Here is a 24,973-nt window from a genome sequence, read left to right as displayed (position 1 = left end):
AAGTTATAAATTTGATGGCGGAGGAAGTGAGATTCGAACTCACGGAGGGCGTAAACCCTCGCCGGTTTTCAAGACCGGTGCCTTCAACCACTCGACCATTCCTCCGTTGAAAACGAGCGGAATAATATAAGTTTTAGCTAAATCGGTCAAGCGAAAAATCTACAAAAATCGCTAAATGATTTATTTTTCAGCATAACCGACTATTTATGTTTATTTCCTAATCAGCCATACACCGCTTTCAACGTGATGCGTATAAGGGAACTGATCAAAAAGTGCCGCACGTTCAATACGATGCGTTTGAGATAATTGCTGTAAATTTTCCGCCAATGTATGCGGATTACACGAAATATATAAAATTCGCTCGTAAGCCTGCACCATATTTAAGGTATCTTGGTCTAACCCTGCACGCGGCGGATCCACAAAAATCGTATTGCAATCATAGGCTTTTAAATCAATCCCTTTCAAACGATTAAACTCACGCACGCCGTTCATCGCTTGAGTAAATTCTTCCGCCGACATTCGAATAATTTGCAAGTTATCAATCCCGTTTTGCTCAATATTATATTGTGCCGATTGTACCGAAGATTTTGAAATCTCTGTGGCTAATACTTGGCGGAAGTTCTCCGCTAATGCAATCGAGAAATTTCCGTTACCGCAGTAAAGTTCTAATAAATCGCCGCTACTGTGTCGAGTACAGCTTCTCGCCCATTCCAACATTTTGATATTCATTTTGGCATTCGGCTGGGTAAAGCTGTTTTCTACTTGGCGATAAATTAAATTACGCCCGTCCACCGGCAATACTTCTTCCACATAATCACGATCTAAAGCAATCTTCTGTTTTGTCGCACGTCCGATAATTTGTACCTTAAAACCCTGATGTTCCAAACGAGCTTTTAATGCGGCGGCTTCCGCTTGCCATTCTTCGTTTAGCTTTTTGTGATAAAGCATTGAAACCGCAATTTCACCGCTTAACGTGCTGAGGTAATCCACTTGGAATAATTTACGAGTGAGCAATTCATTACCCTTAATTTCAGCTAATAAGCTGCTCATCATTTTATTAATTAAATGATTGGCAATCGGGAATTGTTCAACACGATAACGTTGCTTGGTTTCCTGATCGAACATAATGTGATACAGCTCGTTTTCTCCGACTTCGTTAGTATCATGCCATACTCGGAATTCGGCACGCATACGGAAATGGCTGGTTTCAGACTCAAATACTTCAAGCTCAGGCGGATTAAAAGGCACAAGTAAAGCGGTTAAATTTTTCGCTTTTTCTGCAAGAAGATCGGCATATTGCTCAATAGGAAGATTCATAATTTATCAAGGTTCATTTTGCCTGCCGACTACAAGACGGCAAATTTAAAATAGTAGAAAAAAAGAAACCACAAAATACCCCTACCGACACTTATGCGTCTTCAGCGTATTTCGTGGCATCATTAAAACTGCAAATGCTCAGAAATACCGATTATTCAGCCGCACTGAAATCGTCACCGGCATCGTTACCCGCATTACCCGAAAGCGTATAAATACGTTTGGTTTTGCTGGTTAATGAACGGTATTTTAACCATGATTTTTCGATAATGCTTTCAGCAATTTCATCACCTTTCATTACGGCAACGAAACGTTGTTCTTCAGCCGTTACCGGGCTACGCTCACCTGATTCTAACGCTAAACACGCCTGACCGAATTGCTCTAAAGTTTGTGCTTCACGAATAGTGTAATCGCCGTGGCGCGCAAAACCGCGCGGATAATTTTTATCATCAAAAAAACGACGCGTAACGCTAAAACTCTCTGCCATAATATGCCTCTTATTAATTATTTATTGCTGAATTTAGAAAGAAAAAATCGACCAACCATTAAAGCAATTATTCAAAATAAGTCAAGAAAAAATAAGTATTTTCGGTTTGTTATTTCAAACTATTGACGAAATTATTTTAATTGTTAAAATTTAGTTAAATCTTCTAAAGATTCATTTTATATATCGCAAGTTTTGTGTATAGGAAATGAACGAATCTAATTGTTTTCAATTCTATTTCTTCATCATTATACCTTTGCTTGTCATTTTTAACTTCTCTTAAGGATTTAAGGACTTATGTTAGAAATTTGGCAACAATTCAAACAGACCTATCTTATTAAATTTTGGAATCCCGTTCCTGCCGTTATCGCAGCCGGTATTCTTTCCGCTTATTATTTCGGCCTAACCGGTACTTATTGGGCGGTAACCGGTGAATTTACCCGTTGGGGCGGCGAAATTTTACAATTATTAGGCGTTGATGTTTCAGGCTGGGGATATTTCAATTTCATCAGCTTAGACGGAACGATTTTAACTCGTATTGACGGTTTAATGATTCTCGGTATGTTCGCTGGCTGTATCGCCGCCGCACTTTGGGCGAATAATATGAAAATTCGGATGCCGCAAAATAAAATCCGTATTCTTCAAGCGTTAATCGGCGGAGCGTTAGCCGGCTTCGGCGCACGTCTGGCGATGGGTTGTAATCTCGCCTCTCTGTTTACCGGTATTCCGCAATTTTCTATGCACGCTTGGTATTTCACGCTTGCTACCGCAATCGGGACTTACGCCGGGGTAAAATTCACTTTGCTGCCGATGTTCCGCCCGCCGCTTAAATTGAAAAAAGGTGCAGGAAAAGTGGAAGCAAGTAATCCGAAGCAGGCACAATTTCGCTTTTGGATTGGTGTTGCCGTCTTTACTGCTTGGACAATCGCTTCAATCTATGTCTTGCAATATTCGATTAAATTGGGTTTTGCGATGTTATTCGGACTCGGCTTCGGTTTATTGATCGAACGAGCGCAAATTTGCTTTACCTCTGCTTTCCGCGACCTTTGGGTTTCAGGTCGTTCGCATATGGGCAAAGCGATTATTTACGGGATGTTGATCGGTACTATTTGCGTATTCAGTTACATTCAATTAGGCATGGAACCTAAAATTATGTGGGCGGGGCCGAATGCGATTATCGGCGGTTTATTATTCGGCTTCGGTATCGTATTAGCCGGCGGTTGTGAAACCGGGTGGATGTATCGTGCAATGGAAGGACAAGTACATTTTATGTGGGTGGGCGTCGGTAATGTTATCGGTTCTACCTTACTTGCTTACCTTTGGGATGATCTCGCTCCGGTACTTGCTTTAGATTATGAAAAAATTAATCTATTAAAATCATTCGGTCCGGTTAGCGGCTTATTGATTAACTATGCCTTAATGATTGCCTGCCTTATCTTTATCGTATGGTGGGAAAAACGCTTTATTCGCAAAGCGAAAGTAAGAGTGGCGGCGACCAATACTTATACCATTAACTAACCAGAAGGAAACAAACCATGGCTTTTATCGTTATTGAACAAAAAGACAAACATCCAAGTGAAATCACACCTGACTACACTTTAGATATGCTTGGAGAACCTTGCCCGTATCCGGCAATTGCCACTTTAGAAACGTTACCGACTTTACAAGAAGGTGAGATCTTAGAAGTACTAAGCGATTGTGCGCAATCTATCAATAATATTCCGGTTGATATGAAAAATCACGGCTATACGTTATTAAGCGTAGAACAAGACGGTGCGACTTTACGCTATTTGATTAAAAAATAGCTATAACGCATAAAAAAGACCGCTTATAAGCGGTCTTTTTTAGCTAAAGTTTTACCGATTAATCAATCGGCGGCACGTAGGTACCGCTTACAATCGAATCTTTAATGCGATCCGCTTCCGCTAATACTTGTGCTAATAACGCTTTCACATTTTCCAAGGTTGCAATCGGACTTAATGTAGTCATCTTAAGCGATTGTTTGTCGCCCACTTTGGTTACACCGATATTCGCTTCGCCGCGTGCGAAAAGTTCGTCCGCTACATTTTGGTTTAAGGTATCGATAAATTCCGCCGGATAACCTTGCGGTACCACACGGAATAACACCGAAGCGAATTGGCTTGGCACTAACATTTCTAAACCATCAGTCGCGTTAATGTAGCCTTCCACTTCTTTGGTTAATTTTACACCGTGGTCAATCATTGAAGCATATAAGTCTTCGCCTAACGCTTCTACCGTAAACCATAATTTTAAGGCATCAAAACGACGAGTGGTTTGTAATGATTTCGCTACTAAGTTCGGTACACCGTGTGCTTCGTCATATTCTGAATTGAGGTAATCCGCTTTATAATCGATAAAACGATAGTTCGCTTGATCTTTTAATAAGAACGCACCACACGAAATACTTTGGAAGAAGTGTTTGTGGAAATCTAACGTGATTGAATCGGTTTCTTCAATGCCGTCTAAGAAATGACGGAAATCTTTAGAAAGCAATAACGCACCGCCCCAAGCTGCATCTACGTGTAACCATGCACCAAATTTATTGGTGATTGCACGAATTTCTTTTAACGGATCGATTGCACCAGCATCAGTCGTACCGGCAGTTGCCACCACACAAGCAACGATTTTGCCCTGTGCGGTTAAATCCGCTAATGTTATTTCTAATGCCACAACGTCCATTTGAGCGTTTTCGTTGCACGGTACTGTTACTACAGATTGGAAACCCATCCCCATCATTGCCATATTTTTTTGCACAGAGAAGTGCGCATTTTCAGAGCAAATCACTTTCACTTTCTGCATTGCATCTGCCGGAATGCCATCACGTTGTACCGACCATTCTGAACCGTCCGCATTTTTCCAATGCTTCGCAATGCAAGCATCACGCGCAAGTAGCACGCCCATTAGGTTAGATTGTGTACCACCTGAGGTAAATACGCCCGATGTGCCTTCACCGTAGCCGGCTTTTTGGCGTAGCCAGTCAATCAAATGCTCTTCCATAATCGAACCGGCAGGGCTTTGATCCCACGAGTCCATTGATTGGTTAGTGGCATTGATTAACACTTCCGCAATTTGGCTCGCGACCATTGTCGGACAATGTAAGTGCGCTAAAGAGTGGGGGTGATGAACTTTAAGACTTGGATTTAAGAAGATCTCAACTAAATGATCTAAGGATTTTTGTACACCTACACCCTCTTTAGTCGGTTTGAAACCATCAACCAAGGCACGCATTTGTTTGATTGAACCACCGGTGTACATTTTTTCATTTTTCAGCCAAGAACTGACCGCTTGCACGGCGTTTTGCATCGCGTTTTCGTAGTCTGTAATAGATTGTGGATCGTTACAGAACAGGGATTGTTTGTGTTTTGAAATATCTGCCATTTTTTCTCTCGTACCTAGCACGAGCCGCGCTAGGTTAATTAAACTCAGCCCCGTTGGAGCTAGGATATAAAAAGAGCCACAGCGTGGCTCAAATAAAGCAACCCTACACGGCTCGTGTAGGGTTAAAATTAACCACGCACCGCTTTTAATGCGTCTGCCACAGATTGTTTGAAGCGTTTGATAAACTCTTCACATTCCGCTTGGTTGATGTTTACCGCACAAAGTACACGCACCACATTACCACCACGGCCGCCACGTTCTAACAATAATTTATTGTTGAAACACGCTTTTTGAATTGCGACCGCTAATTCACCGTCTTGTGGGTAAGCGCCGGTTGCATCTTGTGGTTTACGCTCATCAACGATATCGATACCCATCATTAAGCCGCGACCACGTACATTACCGATACATGGGAATTCTTTGCTTAATTCACGTAATGCGTTAGTTAAGTATTCGCCACGTTCTTGTGCATTTTGCGCTAAATTTTCTTCACGCATAATTTTTAATGAAGCATAACCGGTCGCCATTGCTAATTGGTTACCACGGAAAGTACCGGTATGACCCGCCGGCTGCCATGCGTCAAATTCTTTACGAATTGCTAATACCGCTAACGGTAACGAACCGCCGACCGCTTTTGACATTACTACTACATCAGGTTCAATGCCTGCGTGTTCGAACGCAAACATTTTACCGCTACGGCAGAAACCAGCTTGAACTTCATCAACAATCATTAAAATACCGTGTTTTTGGGTCACTTCACGCACTTTTTGTAAGAAGCTGATCGGAGCTGGCACCACGCCGCCCTCGCCTTGGATCGCTTCTAAAATTACCGCTGCCGGTTTTACTACACCGCTTTCCACATCTTCGATAAAGTTTTCGAAATAGTGTTCAACCGCTTTTGCACCCGCTTCGCCGCCGATACCGAACGGGCAACGATATTCATGCGGATACGGCATAAATTGCACGCCAGCCATTAAGTTTTGTACCGCATTTTTCGCGCTTAGGTTACCGGTTAATGATAACGCACCGTGCGTCATACCGTGGAAGCCGCCGGAGAATGCGATCACATTACCGCGACCGGTATAAGTTTTTGCCAATTTGATTGCCGCTTCGTTAGCGTCCGCACCTGATGGACCGGTAAATTGAAGGATATATTGATCTTTCGGGAAGAATGAAAGCAATTCTTCCGTGAATGCGTCTTTTAACGGAGTGGTTAAGTCGAGCGTATGTAATGGTAAACCGCTGTCCAATACGTCTTTGATTGATTGCATTAATACCGGGTGATTATGACCTAATGCAAGAGTTCCTGCACCAGCTAAAAAATCAAGATATTCATTACCTTCAACATCCGTTACCCAAACACCTTGTGCTTTTTGGTACGCAAACGGTAGCTTACGAGGGTAACTACGCACATTTGATTCCATTGCATCTTGGCGATCTAAAAAGTATTGGTTGGAAGCAAGAACTGCTTGAACAGGCGTTTTAATTGTCATGTTAAAATAAACCTTCTAAAAGAGGTGAAAAAAATAAGTCGGGTGCCTTGCGGAGGAAGCCTAAGCTCTCGAATCCTGAAAGACTCGGTGCCATGGGGCATTTGACTCGCTACTTATTAAAAAAAGCGTTTCAGCTTTTTTGTTTTTACCCTATATTCCCTGAAGAAATGAGTTGGGATAGGTTGGAAACAGACTTAAATGTAGGGTTACGTTTAAGAAGGCGTATAATACCCTTTTTTATGAAAAAAGGAAGTGTTTTACCTAGATAAGCAACTTAAAATTAGAAATTTTCTGATTTAAAATCTTGTAAATTAAATAATATATTTACCTTTTTCTTCTGTGTAGTTGGAATTTCTACTTCTACTTGCGATGATTTTTTCAATAAATCAATAAACATATTTGCACTATTATAAAGACTAACTATTTTATCACTAGAACCATCTACCTTAAAATAATATACTTTTTCTTTATCAAAAATAACTTTCAGTAAATCTCCCTTATTCATTAAAAACATATTAGAACCAACTTCTGAAAAGGCTACGCGTTTATATGTATCAAAATTATCAATATACATTATAATGCTCTTACTTTCGTCACTTATCCCATTAGAAAACTTAACAGCCTCATAGTAATAACGTTTATTTTGAACATTTAGCCACGTTTTATATAACCACATATGTTCAATATTTTTATGAACATTTTTAATACATTCATCTTTCTTATCTTGTTCTTTACATAGAAAATAATTACCTATTACTTTATCAATAAAATCGTGTGTTAATGGCTCACCTATTACTCTTGCACTAAACAATATTAAAAATATCCATAACAAGAATTTCATATTAACTCCTATAATAAACAAGTATATATTACATATTAATAAATTTCTCAAGAGTCATATGACTGACTCCATCTACTATAGTAGTACTATCCCAAAAAAATAAGAACCATTACAGCACGAATAAACTTAGGATACTTCCGTCTATTATTAATAACATGATTTTTCCACTTCTCAATCAAACTGTTATGATCAGGTACCATATCTGAGATTCTAAACTCGATAATTTGTAGCACTTCTCTATCCGAGTTAAATGAGTCATATTCAAAATAATGAGATACATTAACAGTATAAGTTTTAATTGCCATAAAAATCTCCTAACAAATTTATAATCATCCACAGAAGAACCTACTATTCCAAAACTATAGTATTGTACCAATATACCTCATAAATAAAACCCAGCATTCGCTGGGTTTTAAATCTTAAACCAAAATTATTTGATTTTTGCTTCTTTGTAGATAACGTGTTTACGCACAACCGGATCAAATTTTTTGATTTCCATTTTTTCTGGCATATTACGTTTATTTTTAGTTGTAGTGTAGAAGTGACCGGTTTCTGCTGAAGAAACTAAACGGATTTTCTCACGATTACCTTTAGCTGCCATTGGTTAGCTCCTTAGATTTTTTCGCCACGAGCACGGATTTCAGCTAATACTGCATCGATGCCTTTTTTATCGATAATACGCATACCTTTCGCTGTTAAGCGTAAAGTTACGAAACGGTTTTCACTCTCAACCCAGAAACGGTGAGTATGTAAGTTAGGTAAAAAACGACGACGAGTCGCGTTTAATGCGTGTGAGCGGTTGTTACCAACTGCTGGACGCTTGCCGGTTACTTGGCAAACTCTTGACATTTTAATTCTCCAATTACTTAAGTAATGTTTAAATGGTTCGGGCGATTAGCACTTATAATCAGTTCGGCTAATTGCCTCGTCAGGCACAGCCCGACCAAAGTCATATTTAAAGACCACGGATTATACTCGCTTTAATAGCGTTATTCAAGCCTCAATTTATCAATTATTTCAGCGAAACTTCTCTTCTTCGAAGGAAAAATAATCGCCTTTGCCGACAACGATATGATCGACAAAGCGAATACCGACCAAATCGCACGCCATTTCCAGTTTTTTCGTCAATGCTCTATCCGATTCGGAAGGAGTACAATTTCCCGACGGATGATTGTGTGCAACAATAATTGCCGCCGCATTACATTTTAATGCTTCTTTAATGATTTCTCTAGGGTAAACCGTTGCTTGATTAATGGTGCCGTAAAACATTTTTTCTTTTTTAATCAACCGATTCTGATTATCAAGAAACATCACCATAAATACCTCTCGTTCTTCCGATTCCAATTCGGCTTGAAAGCACATTACGGCTAAATAAGGTTCATTAATATTTTCTCTCACTTGCATTTGTTGTGCTAAATAACGCTTAGTCATTTCCTTTGAGGCTTGCAACTGAATAAATTGCGTTTGTCCTAAGCCTTTCATACGGCAGAAAGTCGCTAAATCAGCACTTAACAATTCTCGTAACGAACCGAAACCGTTCAATACTTCTTGCGATAATTGCATAACAGGCATGCCCTTGATACCCGTACGTAGAAAAATCGCCAACAATTCTTGATCGGTGAGTGATTCCGCTCCGGAGGCCAATAATTTTTCTCTTGGCATTAATACAACGTTATCCATTATTTTTTGCTCAATTAAACCGAATAAGAAAACAGCATAAAGAAGCTAATTAATTGACACAAAAGGAAAATTTAATTTTTTCGACACGGATCGCAAAAACGGATTGATTGTGAGTGAGTGCTTATTAAGGTAGAATTACATTATTGTTAATGACTTTGCTCAAACAAAGATGTTAGTGATCAAATACATTTCAAAATAGGAATTACTATGCTCGATAACAAGCGCATTTTAGTGGGTATTACCGGTGGAATCGCCGCTTATAAAACGATTGAATTAATTCGTCATTTCAAAAAAGCCAATGCCGATGTGCGAGTGGTTTTAACGCCTGCAGCAGAAGCCTTCGTTACTCCGCTTACCCTGCAAGCGATTTCGGCGAATGCGGTATCAACTTCTCTGTTAGATCCGCAAGCGGAATTAGCGATGGGTCATATCGAACTGGCAAAATGGGCGGATTTAGTCGTTATTGCGCCGGCATCCGCCGATTTTATCGCGCGTTTACGTGCCGGTATGGCAAATGATTTGCTCTCCACCCTCTGCTTGGCAACCGCCAGCCCGATTTTACTCGCACCGGCAATGAACCAACAAATGTTCAAACAAGCAATCACGCAAGAAAATTTAGCGGTGTTGGCAAATCGCGGCGTGCAAATGATCGGCCCGAATAGCGGTTTCCAAGCTTGTGGTGATGTCGGTGCCGGCAGAATGTCCGAGCCGAGCGAGCTCTTCCAAGCGGTATGTGATCACTTTAACCATATACAAGATCTGAAAGATATTAGTGTGACAATTACCGCCGGTCCGACCCGTGAAGCGATCGATCCGGTACGTTATATCAGTAATCACAGCTCCGGCAAAATGGGCTTTGCAATTGCCGAAGCCTTCGCCAAACGTGGCGCAACTGTAAATCTGATTGCCGGCCCGGTCAATCTTGCCACACCGGCAAATGTCACTCGAATCGATGTAGAATCTGCGGTAGAAATGGAGCAACAAGCGGTCAAATTTGCGCAAAAATCTGCAATCTTTATCGGTTGTGCCGCGGTTGCCGACTATCGTATGGCGGAGGTATCGACCCAAAAAATCAAGAAAACCGCTGATAATAACGAGCTGATGCTTAAATTGGTTAAAAATCCGGACATTATCGCCAATGTGGCGAATTTAACCGAAAATCGTCCGTTTACCGTCGGCTTTGCGGCAGAGACGCAAGATGTCGCAAGCTATGCCAAAGATAAACTTAAACGCAAAAACTTAGATTTAATCTGTGCTAATGATGTGTCCGGCGGACAGGTATTCGGGCAAGATCAAAATGCTCTGCAACTCTTTTGGCAAGACGGTGAGAAAATGCTACCGCTTGCCGATAAAAGCAAACTGGCGGAAGCCTTAGTTCACGAGATTATTGAGCAATTTAAACACGACAAATAGGAACATAAATGAAACAAATAGACTTAAAAATTTTAGACGGCCGTATCGGCAACGAATTTCCATTACCGGCTTATGCAACCGAAGGTTCGGCAGGCTTGGATTTACGAGCCTTAACTGAAAGCGCTTTAACCGTAGCACCGGGTCAAACCGTTTTGATCCCAACCGGTATTTCCATTTATATCGCCGATCCGAATTTAGCCGCAGTGATTTTACCTCGTTCCGGTTTAGGGCATAAAAACGGGATCGTGTTAGGCAATTTGGTCGGTTTGATCGATAGCGATTATCAAGGCCCGTTGATGGTTTCGTTATGGAACCGCAGCGATAAACCGTTTACGGTGGAAGTCGGCGACCGCATTGCTCAGTTAGTTTTCGTGCCGGTAGTGCAAGCCAGCTTCAATATCGTAAACGATTTTGCACAAACCGAACGCGGTGAAGGCGGTTTCGGTCATTCGGGTAAACAGTAATATTCGCTACTCAAGCAAGCGGTCGAATTTGTAAAAAATTTTGCAAAAATGACCGCTTGCGACTTCTTTTGATAATAAGCAGATTGGCAAAACAAAGAGAAATTTATGATACAACCCACAGTTAAGATGCCTAAAAAATCGGTAAAAGAACGCCAACAGCAAGTCCTTGAAGTGCTGATTGGCTTATTAAATTCCGAAGACGGTATGCAACGTGTAACCACCGAGCGTTTAGCCAAAGCGGTCGGCGTTTCGGAAGGTGCGCTTTACCGTTATTTTCCAAGCAAAACGAAGATGTTTGAGGCATTAATTGAGCGTATCGAACAGACCTTAACCGGTTATATTAACGCCAGTAAACGCAAAGAAAATACCACGGCATCCACCGTTAAAGCGATTCTCTACACCGTGATCGAATTCGCCCGCAAAAATCCGGGAGTAACTCGCATTCTAACCGGTCATGCGCTGATGTTTGAAGACGATCAATTAAAAGCACGTGTTGCCAAATTTTTTGACGGCTTAGAATTTCAGTTCGCCAATATTTTACAGATGAGTAAATTGCGTGAAGGTAAAACGTTCGAGGACGAACGTGCATTGGCAGGCTATTTAGTGAATTTTTGCGAAGGTCAATTTTTACGTTTAGTACGTTCTAACTTCAGTTACAACCAACATCAACATTTTGAAAAACAATGGGCATTAATTAAGCCGTTATTTGAGTAAGTTTTATGATTATTCCGTGGCAAGAACTTGAACCCGCAACATTAAATAATGTATTGGATTCATTTATTTTACGAGAAGGCACCGATTACGGCGAAAGAGAACTTTCTTTGGAGGAAAAACGCGAACGTTTGCTCGCACAATTAAAAGCGGATAAAGTCGTGATCGTTTGGTCGGAACTACACCAAAGTTTAGATATTAAAGACAAAAAATCTTTCTTAGGTTAATCATGTCGAGCATGATATAATTCTTACGTTTTAACCACTTAAAAGCTATAAATGATTTATAGAGGTTTTTTATGCAGATGCAAGATATTTCAATTTCAACACCTCAGCTAGACAGTGAGCTGTCCGCCCCGTCTATTCATGATCCGGCGGTGGAATGGTTTCTGACTCACTGTCATATTCATCGTTATCCGTCAAAATATACGCTTATTCATGCGGGTGAGGATGCCGAATCATTATTCTATATCGTCAGCGGCTCCGTTGCAGTGTTTATTAAAGATGAAGAAGGGAAAGAAATGATCCTTTCTCACCTCGGTCAAGGTGAATTTGTCGATGAAATCAGCTTATTTGAAGACACTATTCAACCGCGTACCGCTTGGGTCAAAACCAAAGGCGCTTGCGAAATTGCGGAAATCTCGTATAAAAAATTCAAACAGCTTGTGCATTTAAATCCGGATATTCTTATGTATCTTTCCGCGCAAATGGCTCGCCGCCTACGCCAAACCTCACGCCAAGTAAGTAACCTCGCTTTCTTAGACGTAACCGGTCGTATCGCACAAACCTTAATGAATTTGGCGAAAATGCCGGATGCGATGACCCATCCGGAAGGAATGCAAATTAAGATTACCCGCCAAGAAATCGGTCAAATGGTCGGTTGTTCTCGAGAAACGGTCGGTAGAATCTTAAAAATGCTAGAAGATGAAGGCTTAATTTCAGCACACGGTAAAACCATTGTCGTTTATGGCACTCGCTAAATTTTCATGAAAAAAGACCGCTTGTTAATGGTAACAAGCGGTCTTTTTTTATTCGTCTTTTACATAACGTTTGATAAATTTCGCTTGATGCTTTTCAATCACTTCTTCAATCGAGATATCGTATTTATCCGCCAAAATAAACAAGTTATCCAGCACATCGCCCAGTTCTTCGATCAAACACGCTCTTTTTTCTTGGTAAGAGGCTTCGGTTTCATCCGGACGATCTCGACCGATTTCAATCGCTCGCACTGCCCGCGCCACTTCCCCGACTTCTTCGCTTAAAAAGTTCACTCGAATAAACGGATTATAGCGATACCAACCCTGCGTCTGATAAAACGCTCTGACCCAATTTTGATACTCCTGAATCTGCATTGTATTTCCTTGTTCGGCTTGTCATAATAATTTCAGTTTAATCGGAAAAAATAGGAAAGCCAATGAATATTACCGTTTATTGCGGCGCAAGCGTAGGAAACAAACCGCAATATCAACAAGCCGCACAAGCACTCGGCGAATGGATTGTCAAACATCAATATCAATTGATTTACGGCGGCGGAAGAGCAGGTTTGATGGGAATTGTTGCCGACAGCGTATTAGCGAGGCACGGCAAAGTAACCGGCGTGATCCCGACCTTTTTGCAAGAAAGGGAATTAGCTCATCCTTCGCTTACCGAGCTGATTGTCGTTAAAAATATGCCGGAACGAAAATTAAAAATGATTGAATTGGGCGATGCTTATATAGCTCTGCCCGGAGGTCCCGGGACGTTGGAAGAAATTAGCGAAGTGGTATCGTGGGCGAGAATCGGACAAAATAACAATCCTTGTATTTTCTTTGATATCGAAGGTTACTATCAACCGCTTAAAGCCTTTTATCAACAAATGGTCGATAACGGTTTTCTGACTCAAACCGATTTGGATTGTGTGTTATTCTCCGATGATCTTGCTGAAATCGAGCAATTTATTCAAAATTACAGACCACCAGAAATTCGTCGTTACTAAATACAAAAAGCGGTAGCAATGCTACCGCTTGTATTCTAGTCCTCTGCCCAACTTGCAAATTCAACATATTCGGTTAATTCGGGAAATTGTTTTAACCATTTATTCCATTGTACTAAATCGACTTCCACTTCAACCAATCGATCACCAAACTGATTAAAGCTTTCATTTTTAATACAACGCTGTAGGTGAAATTGCGTATAAATTTGCCCCGAGGTTGCCGGTAATAATACTTTCTCACACACCAACTCGTTGCGTAAACATTCTCTAATCGCTTCATATAGCAAATCAATACCTTGATTAGCTTGTGCGGAGAGATAAACCGCTACCGGTTTACCGTTGTCATTACGCTCGATATGCGGCATCACACCCTCGAGTTTATCGACCTTGTTATAGATCAATAACGTTGGGACTTCCAACGCACCGATTTCATCTAAGACTTGATTAACCGCATCAATATTTTCATTTTTGCGATCATCGGCGGCATCAATCACGTGTAACAGTAAACTCGCTTCGGTGGTTTCCTGTAAAGTCGATTTAAAGGCGGAAACCAAATCATGCGGTAAGAAACGAATAAAACCGACCGTATCCGCCAAAATCGTCGTGCCGACATCTTGAATCTGCATTCGGCGTAACGTCGGATCAAGCGTTGCGAATAACTGATCCGCCGCATAGACACCGGCATTAGTAATCGCATTGAATAAAGTCGATTTGCCCGCATTGGTATAACCCACCAACGACACGGTCGGAATATCCGCTTTTTGGCGAGTTTTCCGATTTTGACTGCGCTGCTTATTCACTTTCTCCAAGCGATTTTGCAGTTGTTGAATTCGTACCTTAATCAAACGGCGGTCGGTTTCCAGCTGAGTTTCACCCGGCCCTCGTAAGCCTACTGCCCCGCCCTTTTGCTGATCCTGATTGCCCAAACGACGTACCAAACGTGTTGCCAAGTGTTTAAGTTGAGCCAGCTCGACTTGTAATTTTCCTTCATGCGATCTGGCACGTTGGGCAAAAATATCTAAAATCAGACCGGTTCTGTCCACCACCCGACATTCGCATAACGCTTGTAAATTACGGGTTTGTGACGGACTAAGCTCGTGATTGACTAAAACAACCGTAGCTTCTAAATCTTTAACCGCTTGTGCGATTTCATCGGCTTTGCCTTGTCCGACAAAATATTTGATATGCGGTGCAGAAGTAGTTAATGTGGCAAGAATTTCAACACCGGCCGATTCGGCAAGCGTTTGGAATTCCATCAGATTCTCAATATCTTTATGTTGAGAAAGGAAGAGATGGACTAGAATCGCTTTATCTTTCGTATGGGATAGCTCTTTATCGGCGGTTCTCCCATTCTCGGATAAAGCAAAACCAAATACAGCGTTTTCATCTGTATTTGGTATCTGATCGGTTAAAAAAGCTGATGTAGTAATAGCTTAATTATTCCGCTTTATCCGCAACTGCTTCAACCGCAGGAGCTTGTTGAGTATGTGACGTACCGCCGTTGTTATGAGAAACGGAACGAGCAGGTACTACCGTTGAAATTGCGTGTTTGTAAACCATTTGACTTACTGTATTTTTTAATAAAATTACGAATTGGTCGAAAGATTCGATTTGTCCTTGTAATTTAATGCCGTTAACTAAATAAATTGAAACAGGAATACGCTCACGACGAAGTGCATTCAAATATGGATCTTGTAAAGATTGACCTTTTGCCATTTTCTTTTCCTTTTTTATTGTTGTGGTAAATATCGTCTTAGTGCCAAAGGCAAAAATGATATTATCATAATTTAATTGAATTTTGTGCGATCTTTTCGATCATTTTTAGCTTAGAACTGGTCGGATCTAAGCTGTCCAGCCACGTTATTTCACTGTTCCAACCTCGCAGCCAAGTAATTTGACGCTTGGCAAGCTGGCGAGTCGCACAGATTCCTTTGTAAATCGCTTCATCCAGTGAAATATCACCGTCAAGATATTCCCACATTTGACGATAACCGACGCAACGAATCGAAGGAAGATCTTTGTGTAAATCGCTTCTGGCACGTAATTTTTCGACTTCTTGTTGAAAGCCGAGTTCCATCATTTTATAAAAACGTTGTTCGATACGTTGATGTAATACCGCTCTGTCTTGCGGTGCAATAGCAAATTGAAGGACGTTATAAGGCAAGCTATCGCCCTGTTGGGCGGTCAGCTCCGTCATCGTTTTACCGGTAATATAGAACACTTCCAAAGCACGATTAATTCGTTGGCTGTCATTCGGATTAATGCGCTTTCCGGCAATAGGGTCAATCGCCAATAATTCGCGATGCAAACCGCTCCAACCGATTTGCTCGGCTTTCGCTTCTATTTCGGCACGAATCTCCGGATCGGCAGACGGTAACGGCGAAAGCCCTTCCAATAAGGCTTTATAATATAACATTGTGCCGCCGACCAATAACGGGATTCGTCCGCTTGCCGTAATTTCCGCCATTTCACGCAAAGCGTCTTCTCGGAAATTCATCGCCGAATAACTTTCGCTCGGATCCAAAATATCAATCAAGCGGTGAGGGGCAAGCTCCAATTCCGCTTTACTCGGTTTTGCCGTACCGATATCCATCCCCTTATAAATCAGTGCGGAATCTACGCTAATTACTTCCACCGGAAGCGTTTGGCGCAAAGCAATCGCCAAATCGGTTTTACCCGAAGCCGTTGGACCCATTAAAAAAATCGCTAAAGGTTTCTTATTCATTTTATTTTCTGTTTAGTTACAAGCAGTCGAATTTTAACGGAAATTTGCCAAAAGCCCAAATCGGCATAATTAAACATAAAAACAAAAACGGTCGTAAATCTTCCGACTTACGACCGCTTGCCGATTAAGGCTTAGTGACTACAACCGCAACCGCAGCCTTTTTTCATATCGATCACCATTCGACCTTGAATTTTACCGTCACGCATTTCTTGGAAAATGTCATTCGCTTCGTCCAAGCGACGTAATTGCACTAACGGTACTACTAAACCTTCCGCACCGAATTGGAACGCCTCGGCAAGATCTTGACGAGTACCGACCAACGAGCCGACAATTTCGATACCGTCCAATACGATACGAGGGATAGAGAGATCCATGGTTTCCGGCGGCAGACCGATAGCCACCACGCGACCGCCTGCTCGAACGCAGTTCACCGCAGCGTTAAACGCCACTTTAGATACCGCCGTCACAACCGCCGCATGCGCACCGCCGACTTTTTCTTGAATCACTTGTACGCTGTCTTCTTTCAACGGGTTAATGGTTAAATCCGCACCGACTTCTTTGGCAAACGCCAGTTTGTCATCATTAATATCGATTGCAATCACACGTGCGCCGAATACTTTCTTCGCATATTGCACCGCCAAGTTGCCTAAACCGCCGGCACCGTAAATCGCAATCCATTGTCCCGCACGTACGCCCGAGACTTTAATCCCTTTATAAGTGGTTACACCGGCGCAAGTGATACTACTTGCTTGTGCCGGATCCAAACCGTCCGGTACTTTTACCGCATAATCTGCCGTTACGACACAGTGCGTCGCCATACCGCCGTCCACCGTATAGCCGGCATTTTTCACGCTACGGCAAAGCGTTTCACGTCCGGTAGTGCAATATTCGCACGAGCCGCAGCTCTCGAACATCCATGCAATACTGACACGATCACCGACTTTTAAATTAGTCACATCCGGTGCGATCGATTTAACGATACCGATCCCTTCGTGGCCTAAGATACGACCCGGTTTTTTACCGTAATCGCCGGCAGCGACGTGTAAATCGGTATGACATACGCCGCAATATTCAACTTCAACAAGGGCTTCGCCATTTTTGATTTCCGGAATGTCACGTTCAACAATTTCAACTGTTCCATCACATTGTGGGGCAACCACAGCAGCACGCATTTTCATCATGATTTCTCCTATGAAGTAAAACAACGGTAAACGCTTTTGGACAATGTTTAAAATTTAAACATTGGAACTGCCTTTAGTATGCCCACGTACTTTTTTTGTGCAACAATAATTTATCAATTTTATGACATAGTTCACAAAAATTTAACAAAATCAATCACTTAACCATAATTAAATTATGGTTTTATTACATAAAAACACTTTAACATCTCGCTAAAAATGCGGAAAAATCGACCGCTACTTTTAACTTTTCCAGCTCCGATTTAGCCGTTTGTTCCGTTTCCGCCAACCAATTTACCGCTTCCGCTAAACTGTAAGCGGTCGGAATCGGCGCAAATTTTGCAAAAAATTCGGTTAAATCGACCGCTTGCGAAGCGAATAAACTTAACAAGATTTGTTGTAAATTTTGCTCTCTTAACAATCTCGGCACTTGGGTAACCGAAAGCCTAATTTGCCCTTGCCATGTCTTCTCACTGATTGCAAAGCCTAGTTCCGCTAATGGCGTTTTTAACGTTTGCCAGCGTTGCGTTTGTTGCTCGTCTAAACTTAAATTCAGCGGAATCAATAACGCTTGGCTTTCGCCTTTTGTTAGTTGTGTTTGAAAACGCAAGCGAGCGAGTTTTTCTAATGAAAGCAAATAAAATTGTTGTTCCGCTTTTAATAATAACGCCTGATTTTGCACGATAGCTAACGGTTGCCAATGCCCTATTGCCGCCGACACTACTTGTGTCGGTTTAGGTTCTGCCTCATCTATCTCTTGAGCAAAAATCACCGGTGCGAAATTAGCTTTCGGTTCAATTAAATCTTGTATGTTATCCGATTGATTTTGCGGCTGGCTGACTAATTCGCCATACCATTTTTGTGCCGATTTCGAGACACCGCTTGTACGAGGCGAATAATTCGGCATATGCGAAGCGGTCGGTTTTGCAAAATTTTCTGTAAATTCAACCGCTTGTTGCGATGCTAAAAAGCTATTACCGCCTGCCGCCATACGGTTGGTATCTCGTTGATAACTCGGCAGCGGTTCATTCACTTGATGGGTTAAATCAATTTCCGCTTGCCCTTGTAATGCGGTTTGCACGCCCTGCAAAATAAAATCATGTACTAATCGCCCTTGATGAAAACGCACTTCGTGTTTTGCCGGATGTACATTGACATCCACTTGACTCGGGTCGATATCGAGAAAAACCACAAACGCCGGATAATTACCCTCTGGCATATCAGTGGCTTCATAAGCTTGACGAATGGCGTGATTAATCGTTTTATCTCGCATCATTCGCCCGTTTACGTAGCTGTAACATAAATCATTTTGCGGTCTGGAAATATTCGGTAGGCCAATCCAACCGTGCAGGTGTAAATCGCCGTGCTGCCAGTCGATATGAATTGCATTTTGAATAAAATCATCGCCGCAAATTGCCGCTACTCGGCGTTGCTGTTGCTCGACCGAATTATCTTGCACTTTACGATATTGACGCACCGTTTTGCCGTTATGCGTTAAGGTAAAACCGATATTCGGTTTTGCTAATGCAATACGGCGTACGACTTCATCAATATGCGTAAATTCGGTTTTATCGGTACGTAAAAACTTACGGCGTGCCGGCGTATTAAAGAATAGATTCGCCACTTCAATCGTCGTACCGACCGGATGTGAAGCCGGTTGAATTTCAACCTCCATTTCACGCCCTTGCGCATAGGCTTGCCACGCTTCCGCTTGCCCTGCCGGACGGGAAGTCAGCGTTAAGCGAGAAACCGAGCTGATACTTGCTAATGCTTCACCACGAAAGCCCAAACTTAAAATCATCTCCAAATCTTCGAGGCTGGAAATTTTGCTAGTCGCGTGACGAGCTAACGCCAACGCTAAATCCTGCTTACCGATACCACAACCGTTATCTCGGATACGAATAAGCTGCGCACCGCCTTTCTCAATATCAATTTGAATCTGATTTGCACCGGCATCCAAACTGTTTTCAACCAACTCCTTCACAACGGATGCGGGGCGTTCCACCACCTCGCCTGCGGCGATTTGGTTGGCAAGTTGCGGCGGGAGAATATGGATTAACGGCTTATTCATACTATTTCTCGAATAACAATAAAAATATAACGCCCATTCTAGCGAAAATATCCGCGTTTTTATAGAAAAAGGCGTTTCCACACGCTTAATACGTAAATAAATCTTTTTAAGAATCATTTTTATTTGTATTGAAATCTTATTTTAGCACCGATAGAATTACAAATGTAAATCACTCTCATTTTTATGTAAATTCACAAATACTTTGTTATTTTAGGCTTATTTCCGTTCACTACTATTTCGGCAAGACGATTAGACATAGTCGATAAGGAAAACGCTACCGTCGCTCAATTACATTACTAAAAGGATATACACTATGAATAAACATTTACGTTTAAGTTTTATTGCTATCGCTTGCTCATTAGCAATTACCGCTTGCTCGTCGGACAATAAAGGCGCCACTCGTTATGAAGACTTGGTAAAAAATAAGGTCGATGAAGCAAATAAAAAGGCGGAAGAAAAAGCGAAAAAAGATAAAGAATCGGAAACAGCCAAAAAACTTGCCGAGTTGGAAAAGAAACAAAAAGAATTAGAGCAGCAATTAAAACAGAAGAACCAAGAAGCTCCTAAAACAGAGCCTAAACAAGAAGATATACCTAAGGTAGATCCTAAGGAAAAGGGAGAACCTAAAATGGATCCCCAAAAAGAAAATCCTTCCAAGCCTGAATCTAAAAACGAAAGGACTAAAAATTTAACAATTACAGAAGCTAAAGAAGAGCTTGAAAAAACATTTAAAGATAATGGTATATCAGACGGCACCGCTTTATTAAGCGGAGGATTATCTACAAGTACTCAAAATAGTTTTTCAGGACGGAATATAGAGAATCATTCTAAAGGAATAAATACATTAATAGTTGATGGAAAAGAAATTACTCTTATTAGTGTTGATGATATGAAAAAACATCGCGCAGAATCAGATGATATTTTAGATGATGATAAAAAAGTATTTAATAAAATTTTTGAAATCAATACAGAAAGCGGACATGGAAAAGTTGGAAGTTTACCTAAGGCTGCTTCGAAAAGTGACTTTGAACAAATGCGTTATGGATATTACACAGATAAAAATGGAGTTACACACCTATTTGTACAAGGATATCTAACCCCAACTACATTAAAAGAGTCTGAGAAAGTAAATTCACCATTCAATTATTATTGGATGAGTCGTAATGGGAACAGCAGTGATCGTCGATCCTTACGAGAAATGCCGATATCAGGAGTATATGAATATAATGGTAAAGCCTTTTATGGTAAGGGAGGATCTTATGATGAGCTAACAACAAAAGCCTATGCAGACTTCTCTAACCGTAAAGTAAAAGTTGAATTATCAAAAGATTCTATGCAAACACTTACTTTTGGCGGAGATATTAAAGGAAATACATTCTCCGGCTCTCACAATGGAATTGCCACAAAAGGGGGATTCTATGGTTCAAAAGCTAATGATATAGGCGGAATATTCTATAATACCAATAACGGAAATGATGGTGTTTTTGGTGGCTCAGCTAAACAATGTGGGTATAGTGGTGCTTGCACAAATGCCGATCCTATTACTGAAATAAAATAAAATATAGGAATGCATTTATGAAAAAACTCCCCCTAACTATATTAACCATAATAAGCTCACTTGCATTAACCGCCTGCTATTCAAGTGGAAGTGACGGCGGATCTACCGCTATACCAAAAGTGGATCAAGGTTCGCCTAATACGCAAAAGCAAAATAACGGTTCTCCGCAAGGTAAAAATAATAATGGTACGACATCAAGTAAATTCTTCACTGCGGTAAATTCGGCATTCGGCAATAAAGAGAGCACATCTTTGTCCGGTGTTATTTTAACGGCAAATCAAGACGGAGCATTTAAAGCGGCTAATCCTCAGAAAAATGATGATTTGGAAGGCTTAGAAATTGATGGTGTAAAAATTGCATTATTCCGTCTTAAAGATACTTTGAGTAATGCTGCCGTAGGAAAATTAAAAGTATTAACTTCGGCGGATATCCGTGATAGACAGGCTAAAAAATTAACCGGATTTGTAGGCAGTATGCCGGATGTTTATGGTGAAAAAGGTAAACCGCAGTCAAAAACCGACTTTAGTGCAATACGCTACGGCGTTGCCATTATTGACGGAGTAAGCCATCCTTTTGTGCAAGGATTCTTAACGCCGGAAACGGGTAATGTAACTGTACAGGGAGAAAAATATTTCCCGATTGAACGACAAGGTAGTTTCAAATATACCGGTTTTGCTGTTTATGGTAGCGGTAGCGATTATAAGCAGTTGAACTCCGAAGTGATTGCCGACTTTACTAATAAAAAAGTTAAAGTGAATTTAACGGGTGATTCAACTCAATTAAGTTTTGGCGGAAATATTCACGGCAATACTTTTAGCGGTATAAGTAAAGACGGTATAGAAACCAAAGGTGCGTTCTACGGCTCGCTTGCTCGTGATGTAGGCGGCGTATTTAATCATACGAAAGAAGGGAAAAACGGAGCTTTCGGGGCTTCAAATAAATTACCTAACGGTACTAAGGTAATCGAGTTTTAATTAGGTTTGTCCTCTCAAAGCGGTTAGGTTTGCAAAAGTTTTTGTAAATTTAACCGCTTTTTTTAATCTTTATAATAACAGAAGACACAGAACACACTGAAAAGCTTTATATGTTCTAAGGTTCATTTAATTGCCTCGGGATCAATAACACCTCTTCTCATACCATTTCCTTTGCCCATAAAAAACACGGATTACAGCAAGCAGTACTGTGTAATCCGTGTTTTCTGTGGTTTATTAAAACGTTTATATCAAACTAGAAGCGAATTTCTACTGCTGCCGAATAGTTACGTCCCGGCGCAACAAAGCGTTCTAACCCGCGTAATTCTTTATCAACTGTATTAGTTGTGCCTAAGCGGTTGATGCCACGTAATGCGTCCCATGTATGATATTTACGATTAAAAATATTGTATAAGCCTGCACGTAAAGTCACATTTTTATGTACTTTCCAGAAACCGTACACATCAAATAAGGTTGCCGAACCGTTTAAATACGGGAAAGGTTTGGTTATTCGTTTGGTACGAGAATCGTCATAAGTCACAATCGTTGCATCTTTAGCGTGTTTTGCGCCTAAATAAGTCCAGCGAGAATGGATACCCCAAATATCATTCGGATCTTCATAACTTAAGCCTAAAATCACTTTTACCGGCTGTACCGAAAGTAAACTTGCTTCCGTACCGTATAATTTACTTTTCGAATAACCCACGCTACCTAAGAATTTAAAACCGTTCGGAATATATGCGGTAACTTGGTCTAAATTTACTTTGCTCGTCACTTCCAAACCGGAAATTCGTGCTTTATCCACATTAATCGCTTGGTTGAAAATAGTCGGATTAATTGAGTTATACCCATAATATTGGCAATGCGCATCACATTCCATTTGAGTTAAACCGTTAGTTTCTTGTTCAAACAAGAAATCCTTATAGCGAATATGGTATAGACTTAAATTTAAACGCCCGAGTCGGTTTTCGCCTCGAATGCTGATCGAGTTATTTACACTGCGTTCCGCTTTTAAATACGGATTTGCCAACCAGTTACCCGAAGGATGTTTATACGAGAAGAACATCTCCGAAGCGGACGGTACGCGATAGCCGGTCGAAACGTAATAACCTAAATTCCATACCGGCGTTACTTGTGCATTTAAGCCTAATGAACCGGTTAAATTTTTAAATGTCGTTGCTTTACCACGGGTATCGCAGTTATAACATTTAGCATTCAGCTCTTGCGGGGCAAGTTGTTCTTGGTCATAACGAAGTCCTGCCGTACCGGAGAACATTTCGTTCCACTGAATTTGATCTTGTGCGGCAATATAAAATGCACGAGTACGAATCGGATGTTGAATCGCATAAGTCGAACTTGCCGTTGAAGTCGAGAATAAAGTAAGTGTCCGTGTTTTCATTTTTAAAATCACGTTGTGATACTGCCGTACGTAACGTGACTTGGTGTATGCCGAAATCCGTTTCAAACGGAATGGAATCTAAACGTAAACCGATACGATGAAATTCATTATTCATATTACGGTCATAAATTTCATCTAGTGATTGCTTAATATGTAATTTTTTGAAATCGCTGCTCCCTTTATAGTTAATCGCACGGACATCGGTTTTTTAATAATCATATTCGGCTTTTAGGTATGACAGATAACCACCGGTCGGAAAATATTCATAAGCGACATTTACATTATGACGTTCGCCCTCATCATCGGTATCACGCCAAGAGGAGTCCAAATAGTTATAAGAACGTTCACCGGTAAAGGCTTTCGTCAGTTGATTACTGTAAGAGGCGCTTACACGATGTTTTTCATTAAATAAGTAGCCGAATTTTACCAAGTTACTGTGGTTACGATGGAATGACGGATCCGGTGCACCGCTGGTATTGTTCCAAGCTACTCTACCGTTACCTAAACTTTTTTGCTCATGGCCGTAACGGGTGGAATATAAATAGACCGCATCCAGCTTCTCATCTTTATAGGCTGTACCGGCAGTGTGTACCCATTCGCTGTTTTTGCCGGCGTAGCTATTTTTTAATAACACGCCGAATTTATTACCGGGTAACACAATATCCGCCGCATCTAAAGTACGATAATTCACGCCGCCGCCAAGCGAACCGCTACCGGTGGTAAATGAATCCGAGCCGCGCACAATATCAATCCCTGTTACTAACTCGGGATCAATGGTCAAATGCGAGGTATTAAAGTTACCGTAACGCGCGTATAGCGAGTTTTCTTCCGAATCCGGCAAGTTTTACCCCGTCAATACTAATCCCTACGCGGTTACCCTCCACCCCGCGCATTGCAAAACCTTTTAAATGGCGACCGCTGTCCGCAATTCCGACATCGGTGGTATAGCGAACAAGGTCTTTGGTATCCGCAATTAACTCCTCTTGAATTGCTCGGCGAGTTTTCTTAATTTCGCCGATTTTTTGCGACCGTTCTTGCTCCGCCGTCACCGTAACTTCGCCCAATTCCGTCGTTATCTCTTCCGCATTCGCTTGTATCGTTACACCGAATATCGCAAATAATGTTGCCATTCAGATTCTTTGATAATGTTTCATAGGATTCCTTTAAGCATTTATAATTTAATAAGCTGACTTTTATTTTTATTATTAAACATTCCTTACAATTATAAACATAAATCGATTTATTATTCTATATAAATGAGAATTATTTTCTTTTTTATTTGTAAAAATTTCCGCTTTAAC

Annotated in this window: 25 protein-coding genes, 1 tRNA gene and 1 pseudogene; 10 read left to right on the top strand and 17 right to left on the bottom strand. The window is 41.1% G+C overall.

Annotated features, from left to right (window positions below):
* Positions 1-15: 15 nt before the first annotated feature.
* The 3 genes from DRF63_RS10775 to DRF63_RS10765 all read right to left on the bottom strand — a co-directional run bounded on the left by DRF63_RS10775 (position 16) and on the right by DRF63_RS10765 (position 1,801).
* Positions 16-105: transfer RNA gene (locus DRF63_RS10775), tRNA-Ser, on the bottom strand.
* Between the two features lie 105 nt (positions 106-210).
* Positions 211-1,317 (bottom strand): tRNA (uridine(54)-C5)-methyltransferase TrmA, encoded by a 1,107-nt coding sequence (gene trmA / locus DRF63_RS10770; protein ID WP_005599779.1) that lies wholly within the window; start codon positions 1,315-1,317, stop codon positions 211-213.
* A gap of 151 nt (positions 1,318-1,468) precedes the next feature.
* The gene (locus DRF63_RS10765) at positions 1,469-1,801 is read right to left on the bottom strand and encodes a MaoP family protein (RefSeq protein ID WP_005599777.1); all 333 of its coding nucleotides are present in this window, start codon (positions 1,799-1,801) and stop codon (positions 1,469-1,471) included.
* Positions 1,802-2,095: 294 nt separating this feature from the next.
* Between DRF63_RS10765 and yedE the strand changes: the two genes are divergently transcribed.
* A complete protein-coding gene (gene yedE / locus DRF63_RS10760; protein WP_005599775.1) occupies positions 2,096-3,316 on the top strand; it encodes a selenium metabolism membrane protein YedE/FdhT in 1,221 nt (406 codons plus the stop codon).
* 17 nt (positions 3,317-3,333) lie between these two features.
* Positions 3,334-3,603, top strand: coding sequence for a sulfurtransferase-like selenium metabolism protein YedF (gene yedF, locus DRF63_RS10755; protein ID WP_005599772.1), 270 nt, complete (start codon positions 3,334-3,336; stop codon positions 3,601-3,603).
* Between the two features lie 58 nt (positions 3,604-3,661).
* Here yedF and ddc read toward each other — a convergent pair whose 3' ends face one another.
* From ddc to radC, 7 genes are all read right to left on the bottom strand, one after another.
* Complete coding sequence (gene ddc / locus DRF63_RS10750; protein ID WP_005620317.1) at positions 3,662-5,197, bottom strand: L-2,4-diaminobutyrate decarboxylase; 1,536 nt, start codon at positions 5,195-5,197, stop codon at positions 3,662-3,664.
* A gap of 128 nt (positions 5,198-5,325) precedes the next feature.
* Entirely contained in the window at positions 5,326-6,690 is a 1,365-nt protein-coding gene (locus tag DRF63_RS10745; protein ID WP_005599768.1) for a diaminobutyrate--2-oxoglutarate transaminase, read from the bottom strand.
* Between the two features lie 280 nt (positions 6,691-6,970).
* On the bottom strand, positions 6,971-7,531 hold the full coding sequence (locus DRF63_RS10740; RefSeq protein WP_005599767.1) for a hypothetical protein: 561 nt from the start codon (positions 7,529-7,531) through the stop codon (positions 6,971-6,973).
* 86 nt (positions 7,532-7,617) lie between these two features.
* Positions 7,618-7,836: a hypothetical protein gene (locus tag DRF63_RS11160; protein ID WP_162031030.1), complete on the bottom strand. Its 219-nt coding sequence runs from the start codon at positions 7,834-7,836 to the stop codon at positions 7,618-7,620.
* Positions 7,837-7,961: 125 nt separating this feature from the next.
* On the bottom strand, positions 7,962-8,132 hold the full coding sequence (gene rpmG, locus DRF63_RS10735; RefSeq protein WP_005599764.1) for a 50S ribosomal protein L33: 171 nt from the start codon (positions 8,130-8,132) through the stop codon (positions 7,962-7,964).
* An 11-nt stretch (positions 8,133-8,143) separates the two neighbouring features.
* Positions 8,144-8,380: a 50S ribosomal protein L28 gene (gene rpmB / locus DRF63_RS10730; protein ID WP_005599762.1), complete on the bottom strand. Its 237-nt coding sequence runs from the start codon at positions 8,378-8,380 to the stop codon at positions 8,144-8,146.
* Between the two features lie 168 nt (positions 8,381-8,548).
* Positions 8,549-9,211 carry a RadC family protein gene (gene radC, locus DRF63_RS10725; protein ID WP_005599756.1) on the bottom strand — a complete coding sequence of 221 codons (663 nt, stop codon included), beginning with the start codon at positions 9,209-9,211 and terminating at the stop codon, positions 8,549-8,551.
* 207 nt (positions 9,212-9,418) lie between these two features.
* Between radC and coaBC the strand changes: the two genes are divergently transcribed.
* From coaBC to crp, 5 genes are all read left to right on the top strand, one after another.
* Complete coding sequence (gene coaBC, locus DRF63_RS10720; RefSeq protein WP_005602882.1) at positions 9,419-10,624, top strand: bifunctional phosphopantothenoylcysteine decarboxylase/phosphopantothenate--cysteine ligase CoaBC; 1,206 nt, start codon at positions 9,419-9,421, stop codon at positions 10,622-10,624.
* A gap of 8 nt (positions 10,625-10,632) precedes the next feature.
* Positions 10,633-11,088, top strand: coding sequence for a dUTP diphosphatase (gene dut, locus DRF63_RS10715; RefSeq protein ID WP_005599752.1), 456 nt, complete (start codon positions 10,633-10,635; stop codon positions 11,086-11,088).
* Between the two features lie 105 nt (positions 11,089-11,193).
* Complete coding sequence (gene slmA, locus DRF63_RS10710; protein ID WP_005620316.1) at positions 11,194-11,802, top strand: nucleoid occlusion factor SlmA; 609 nt, start codon at positions 11,194-11,196, stop codon at positions 11,800-11,802.
* 5 nt (positions 11,803-11,807) lie between these two features.
* A complete protein-coding gene (locus DRF63_RS10705; protein ID WP_005599748.1) occupies positions 11,808-12,026 on the top strand; it encodes a YheU family protein in 219 nt (72 codons plus the stop codon).
* 77 nt (positions 12,027-12,103) lie between these two features.
* The gene (gene crp, locus DRF63_RS10700) at positions 12,104-12,778 is read left to right on the top strand and encodes a cAMP-activated global transcriptional regulator CRP (protein WP_208622122.1); all 675 of its coding nucleotides are present in this window, start codon (positions 12,104-12,106) and stop codon (positions 12,776-12,778) included.
* A gap of 48 nt (positions 12,779-12,826) precedes the next feature.
* Here the strand turns inward: crp and DRF63_RS10695 are convergent, their stop codons facing one another.
* The gene (locus DRF63_RS10695) at positions 12,827-13,150 is read right to left on the bottom strand and encodes a MazG nucleotide pyrophosphohydrolase domain-containing protein (RefSeq protein WP_005599746.1); all 324 of its coding nucleotides are present in this window, start codon (positions 13,148-13,150) and stop codon (positions 12,827-12,829) included.
* Positions 13,151-13,212: 62 nt separating this feature from the next.
* Here DRF63_RS10695 and DRF63_RS10690 point away from each other — a divergent pair, with 62 nt between their 5' ends.
* Complete coding sequence (locus DRF63_RS10690; RefSeq protein WP_005599745.1) at positions 13,213-13,773, top strand: LOG family protein; 561 nt, start codon at positions 13,213-13,215, stop codon at positions 13,771-13,773.
* Between the two features lie 35 nt (positions 13,774-13,808).
* Here the strand turns inward: DRF63_RS10690 and hflX are convergent, their stop codons facing one another.
* The 5 genes from hflX to mutL form a co-directional block, all read right to left on the bottom strand.
* Positions 13,809-15,170: a ribosome rescue GTPase HflX gene (gene hflX / locus DRF63_RS10685; protein WP_080550267.1), complete on the bottom strand. Its 1,362-nt coding sequence runs from the start codon at positions 15,168-15,170 to the stop codon at positions 13,809-13,811.
* Positions 15,171-15,207: 37 nt separating this feature from the next.
* On the bottom strand, positions 15,208-15,486 hold the full coding sequence (gene hfq / locus DRF63_RS10680; RefSeq protein WP_005599741.1) for an RNA chaperone Hfq: 279 nt from the start codon (positions 15,484-15,486) through the stop codon (positions 15,208-15,210).
* Positions 15,487-15,550: 64 nt separating this feature from the next.
* Entirely contained in the window at positions 15,551-16,495 is a 945-nt protein-coding gene (gene miaA, locus DRF63_RS10675; protein WP_005618608.1) for a tRNA (adenosine(37)-N6)-dimethylallyltransferase MiaA, read from the bottom strand.
* 131 nt (positions 16,496-16,626) lie between these two features.
* Complete coding sequence (adhP, locus tag DRF63_RS10670; RefSeq protein WP_005602862.1) at positions 16,627-17,676, bottom strand: alcohol dehydrogenase AdhP; 1,050 nt, start codon at positions 17,674-17,676, stop codon at positions 16,627-16,629.
* 199 nt (positions 17,677-17,875) lie between these two features.
* Complete coding sequence (mutL, locus tag DRF63_RS10665) at positions 17,876-19,744, bottom strand: DNA mismatch repair endonuclease MutL (RefSeq protein ID WP_005599734.1); 1,869 nt, start codon at positions 19,742-19,744, stop codon at positions 17,876-17,878.
* 313 nt (positions 19,745-20,057) lie between these two features.
* On the opposite strand from mutL, the gene DRF63_RS10660 reads away from it, so the two are divergent.
* Together DRF63_RS10660 and DRF63_RS10655 are read left to right on the top strand one after the other, a co-directional pair.
* Positions 20,058-21,302 carry a transferrin-binding protein-like solute binding protein gene (locus DRF63_RS10660; protein WP_005599732.1) on the top strand — a complete coding sequence of 415 codons (1,245 nt, stop codon included), beginning with the start codon at positions 20,058-20,060 and terminating at the stop codon, positions 21,300-21,302.
* Between the two features lie 119 nt (positions 21,303-21,421).
* The gene (locus tag DRF63_RS10655; RefSeq protein WP_005599729.1) at positions 21,422-22,276 is read left to right on the top strand and encodes a transferrin-binding protein-like solute binding protein; all 855 of its coding nucleotides are present in this window, start codon (positions 21,422-21,424) and stop codon (positions 22,274-22,276) included.
* A 253-nt stretch (positions 22,277-22,529) separates the two neighbouring features.
* On the opposite strand, the pseudogene DRF63_RS11480 reads toward DRF63_RS10655, so the two are convergent.
* Positions 22,530-24,802 (bottom strand): annotated as a pseudogene (locus DRF63_RS11480) (TonB-dependent hemoglobin/transferrin/lactoferrin family receptor).
* Positions 24,803-24,973 lie beyond the last annotated feature (171 nt).

The sequence above is a fragment of the Actinobacillus pleuropneumoniae genome, assembly GCF_003290385.1.
Taxonomy (GTDB): Bacteria; Pseudomonadota; Gammaproteobacteria; order Enterobacterales; family Pasteurellaceae; genus Actinobacillus; species Actinobacillus lignieresii.
The sequence above is the reverse complement of the archived record's forward strand: the minus strand, read 5'-3'. Positions and strand labels throughout refer to the sequence as shown.